Below are 3,980 nucleotides of genomic sequence, written 5' to 3' on the forward strand. Positions count from 1 at the left end.
CTTCCCATCCATTGTAATATGGTATTTTTGCATATGTTATTCGTCCTCATCTTCGTCTTCATATTCATCTTGTTGTTTTTTATAATACACGAAACCAATTGTTATACTAGATACTACTATAATAGAAATCACAATAAAAGATTTCTTTTTATAGAAAGGCTCTTTTGGTTTTTTGCGTTTAAAAGTTTCTTCTTGAGTTGTTTGTGTTGTTGTAGTCGTTGTTGTTGGCTCAACTTCTTCTTGTATTGTAGCAGTACTTTCCAGCTCTTTTATTTGAGTAGGTAATTTTTCGAAAGTTGCTTCCAATGTTTTATATTCAGCAGGAACAAATTCGCTATATTTGTAATTTTGAACTGACCCGTTTTCTGCGAAGTCATAAGTGTAATCATCAATAGTGATTTTTTCATTTCTAGCTATTTGTCCATTTTCTTTCATATATTGATAATTTTCTCTTGCTTTACTTATTTTATAAAACATTTTTTCAAATTCTGTTTGTTTAGCTTTTACTTGCAAATCTTCATTCATATTTTTAAAAATAATTTCTAAAATTTTTATAATTATAACACAAATTTATATATTAAATCTGCTAAAATACCTGTATTGTTATCAACCCCAACATAATCAACTACATTTTTTATATCTTCTTTTGCATTCGCTGGAGCTACTTTTAATCCTGTATTTTGAAGTAAAGGTAAGTCATTATAACTATCACCCGCTGATATTGATTCAGATTTATCTATATTTAATATTTCTAGCAATTTAGCTATCGCAACACCTTTATTTACATTCTTATTAACTACTTCTAAAAATGATGGATGAGATATTGCAAAGAATAATTTATTTGAAAAACTACTTTCATTCATTTTAATTTGTAGTTCTTTAACTTTTTCAGGAGAAGACAATAACATACATTTAATAATTTGTTCAAAATCTAAATTATTTATATCATCTATTTCTATCATATCTGCTCCAGTAAAATTGCCTTCTATACTAGAATATTCATCTATACTATTTGTATATATTTTACCATCATTATATGTTAAAAAAGTTAGACCATTATCATTTGCAAAATTATATAAAGATATAACATCTGATTTATCTATTCCTTGACTAAATAATCTTTTTTTAGTTTTGCATTCTATTATTTCTCCACCATTATTTGATATTATATATCCACCATAATTATCCATCTCTAAAATTTTAGCACTTTCAAAAGTGGCAAAAGTTGGTCTACCTGTTGCTAAAACAAATTTAACTCCTTTTTTTTGAACTTCTATTATAGCATCTACATTACTTTGTGGTATACAAACATCACTATTAAGTAAAGTTCCATCCATATCAGTTGCAATTAATTTATACATTATTTTTCTCCTCATTTTTTAGTTCTATTATTACTTTGTCTATCTTTCTATTACTTACTTTTAAAACCTTTATATTTACATCATTAATTTTAATATCTTTAATCTTATTATCATTTGTTGGAATATATCCTAATTTTTCTATTAATATACCATTTAAAGAATCATAATGTATAGATTCAAAATTTGTTTTTAATTTATCATTTAAATCATTTAAACTAACTGATGCATTAACAAGATATTTATTTTTACTGATTTTTTGTATATCTTCATTATCACCGTCATACTCATCATTAATATTACCAACTATTTCTTCCAATAAATCTTCTAAAGTTACCATACCTGATACTCCACCATATTCATCTACTAATATTGCTATATGCTTTTTTAAATTTTTCATTTCAATAAAAAGTGATTGTATCTTTTTAGTTTCTGGAACAAATAATGCTTTTTGAAGTATAGATTTAATATCAATAGAACTAAAACCTATACTATATGCTGTTTTAAGTAAACTTTTAGTATGTAGTATTCCTATAATATTATCCAAATCTTCAGAATATACAGGTATCCTTGAATATCTAATTATTTCATCAGTATTTAACAACTCATCTATATTCATTTCTACATCTATCGCAAACATTGATGTTCTTGGTATCATAACTTCACGTGCTACCTTATCATCAAAATCAATAATTTTTTCTATCATTTCAATTTCAGCTTTTTTCATATCAGTATCAGTAATCATAATTCTCAATTCTTCTCTAGATATAATCTCACTATTAACCGAATCTGATAGGCCCATAATTTTCAACATTAAATCAGTAGATAATGCTAAAATCTTAATAAACGGGATAAATAATATATATATACCTATTATTATATTTACATTTCTAAATGCTATTTTTTCAGGATTTATCATAGCAAGTCTTTTAGGTATCAATTCCCCAAATACTAAAGTTAAATAAGAAAGTATAAGAGTTACTATTATAACTGATAATTGATTATAATAAGGTATATTTAAAACATTTAAAAATTTAGCAAATACTTCAGATATACCAATAGCCGCTGATGCAGAAGCAAGAAATCCTGCTAAAGTTATTCCTATTTGTATTGTTGATAAAAGATTAGAAGGATCTTCTAATAATTTTTCTAATTTTTTTGCCTTTAAATTTCCTTCTTCAACTAAAACTTTTAATTTATTTTTATTTATAGAAACTATAGCCATCTCTGTTGAAGAAAAAAATGAATTTATCAATATCAAAATGATAATTAATACAAGCTGTAATATAATACCGGTGGTACTAATATCCATTTAAATCCTCCTATTTACTTGATTGCATAGCAAGATATGCAGCCCCATAAATACCTGCATCATTACCTAATTTTGCAATCTTAATTTCAATATTTTTTTCTATAGACGGTATCAAATATTCTGGTAAATGTGATTTAATCTTATCTATTAAAAAATCACCAGCTAGAGATACTCCTCCACCTATCACTACCACTTCTGAATCTATTATAGATAAAGCTATAGATATTCCTCTTGCTATATAATCTGCTGTCTCATCAACTATATCTAAAGATAGTTTGTCTCCTTCTTTTGCACATTCAAATACATCTATAGTTTCTGGTTTTCTATCTTTAGTAACTTTATAAAGTAAATTATTTTTATTTACAACAAGTCTATCTACTGCTAATCTTGATATACCTGTTGCTGAAGCATAAGCTTCAAAACATCCTCTTTTACCGCATCCACAAAGTCTTCCATTTTTTTCAAGAGTTATATGACCAATTTCACCTGCTGCCCCATTTTTACCTGAAATAACATTACCATCAACTACAACACCTGCTCCTATTCCAGTACCTATAGCCATACCTAAAACATTTTTATATCCTTTAGCAGAACCTACCCATGATTCTCCAAGCGTAATAACATTAACGTCGTTATCAACATAAACAGGTCTCCCTAATTCTTTTTTAAAAGCTTCAGCTAAATTCAAATCATTTGGCCAATCAAAATTAGCCCACATTAAAACAGTAGATTTATTTATTATAGGCCCTGGAACTCCTATTCCTAAAGCTAAAAAATCATTAAAATCTATATTATTTTTTTCTATTTCAGTTTTTAATACATCAACCAATTTTTTTACTATCGCTTCATAACCGTAAGATGATTCTGTCTTAACGTATGTTGAAAAAATTAATTTTCCAGTTTCATCTAATATTCCTATTTTAGAATTTGTTCCGCCTAAATCTATACCACCATAATATTTCATATATATCTCTCTCCTTAATAATTTATATAGTAATTATATAATGTTTAAGAAATATTTGCAATACATTAAAATTGCACAAATTTACTTTGTGCAATGAAATTTTATTATTTAATATTAAACACAACTTCATATCTCATTTCCATATTATATGGTGGAATTTTTATGTTTTCTAAATTTTTTAAAGCAGCATCTATAATATCTCTGTTATTTCTATTTAAATTAATCTTATTTCTAGGATTTATATATATATTTCTATAAATACTCTCGTTAAAATCTTTTTCTAGCTCCTCTAAACTAGAAATATTTACAACTTTAAAGTCTCCCAATTTATTTAAAGCTTCTTTTT

Annotated in this window: 5 protein-coding genes; all 5 read right to left on the reverse strand. The window is 25.8% G+C overall.

Going from position 1 to position 3,980, the window contains the following annotated elements; translation table 11 throughout:
* Window positions 1–36: 36 nt before the first annotated feature.
* Entirely contained in the window at window positions 37–525 is a 489-nt protein-coding gene (locus ACWYO2_RS05090) for a hypothetical protein (protein ID WP_455515402.1), read from the reverse strand.
* Between the two features lie 32 nt (window positions 526–557).
* A complete protein-coding gene (locus ACWYO2_RS05095) occupies window positions 558–1,361 on the reverse strand; it encodes a Cof-type HAD-IIB family hydrolase (RefSeq protein WP_455515403.1) in 804 nt (267 codons plus the stop codon).
* On the reverse strand, window positions 1,354–2,670 hold the full coding sequence (locus ACWYO2_RS05100) for a hemolysin family protein (RefSeq protein ID WP_455515404.1): 1,317 nt from the start codon (window positions 2,668–2,670) through the stop codon (window positions 1,354–1,356). The genes ACWYO2_RS05095 and ACWYO2_RS05100 overlap by 8 nt, the downstream gene beginning before the upstream one ends.
* A gap of 10 nt (window positions 2,671–2,680) precedes the next feature.
* Window positions 2,681–3,634, reverse strand: a complete 954-nt coding sequence (locus ACWYO2_RS05105) for an ROK family protein (RefSeq protein WP_455515405.1) — start codon at window positions 3,632–3,634, stop codon at window positions 2,681–2,683.
* 104 nt (window positions 3,635–3,738) lie between these two features.
* Window positions 3,739–3,980 (reverse strand): hypothetical protein (locus tag ACWYO2_RS05110; protein WP_455515406.1); only part of this gene is annotated, 242 nt, incomplete at its 5' end.

It is taken from the genome of Pseudostreptobacillus sp. (assembly GCF_977040545.1).

Coding starts and splice junctions, on each gene's coding strand:
- ACWYO2_RS05090 (WP_455515402.1), bottom strand. CDS start 525: ATGAATGAAGATTTGCAAGTAAAAGCTAAACAAACAGAATTTGAAAAA.
- ACWYO2_RS05095 (WP_455515403.1), bottom strand. CDS start 1,361: ATGTATAAATTAATTGCAACTGATATGGATGGAACTTTACTTAATAGT.
- ACWYO2_RS05100 (WP_455515404.1), bottom strand. CDS start 2,670: ATGGATATTAGTACCACCGGTATTATATTACAGCTTGTATTAATTATC.
- ACWYO2_RS05105 (WP_455515405.1), bottom strand. CDS start 3,634: ATGAAATATTATGGTGGTATAGATTTAGGCGGAACAAATTCTAAAATA.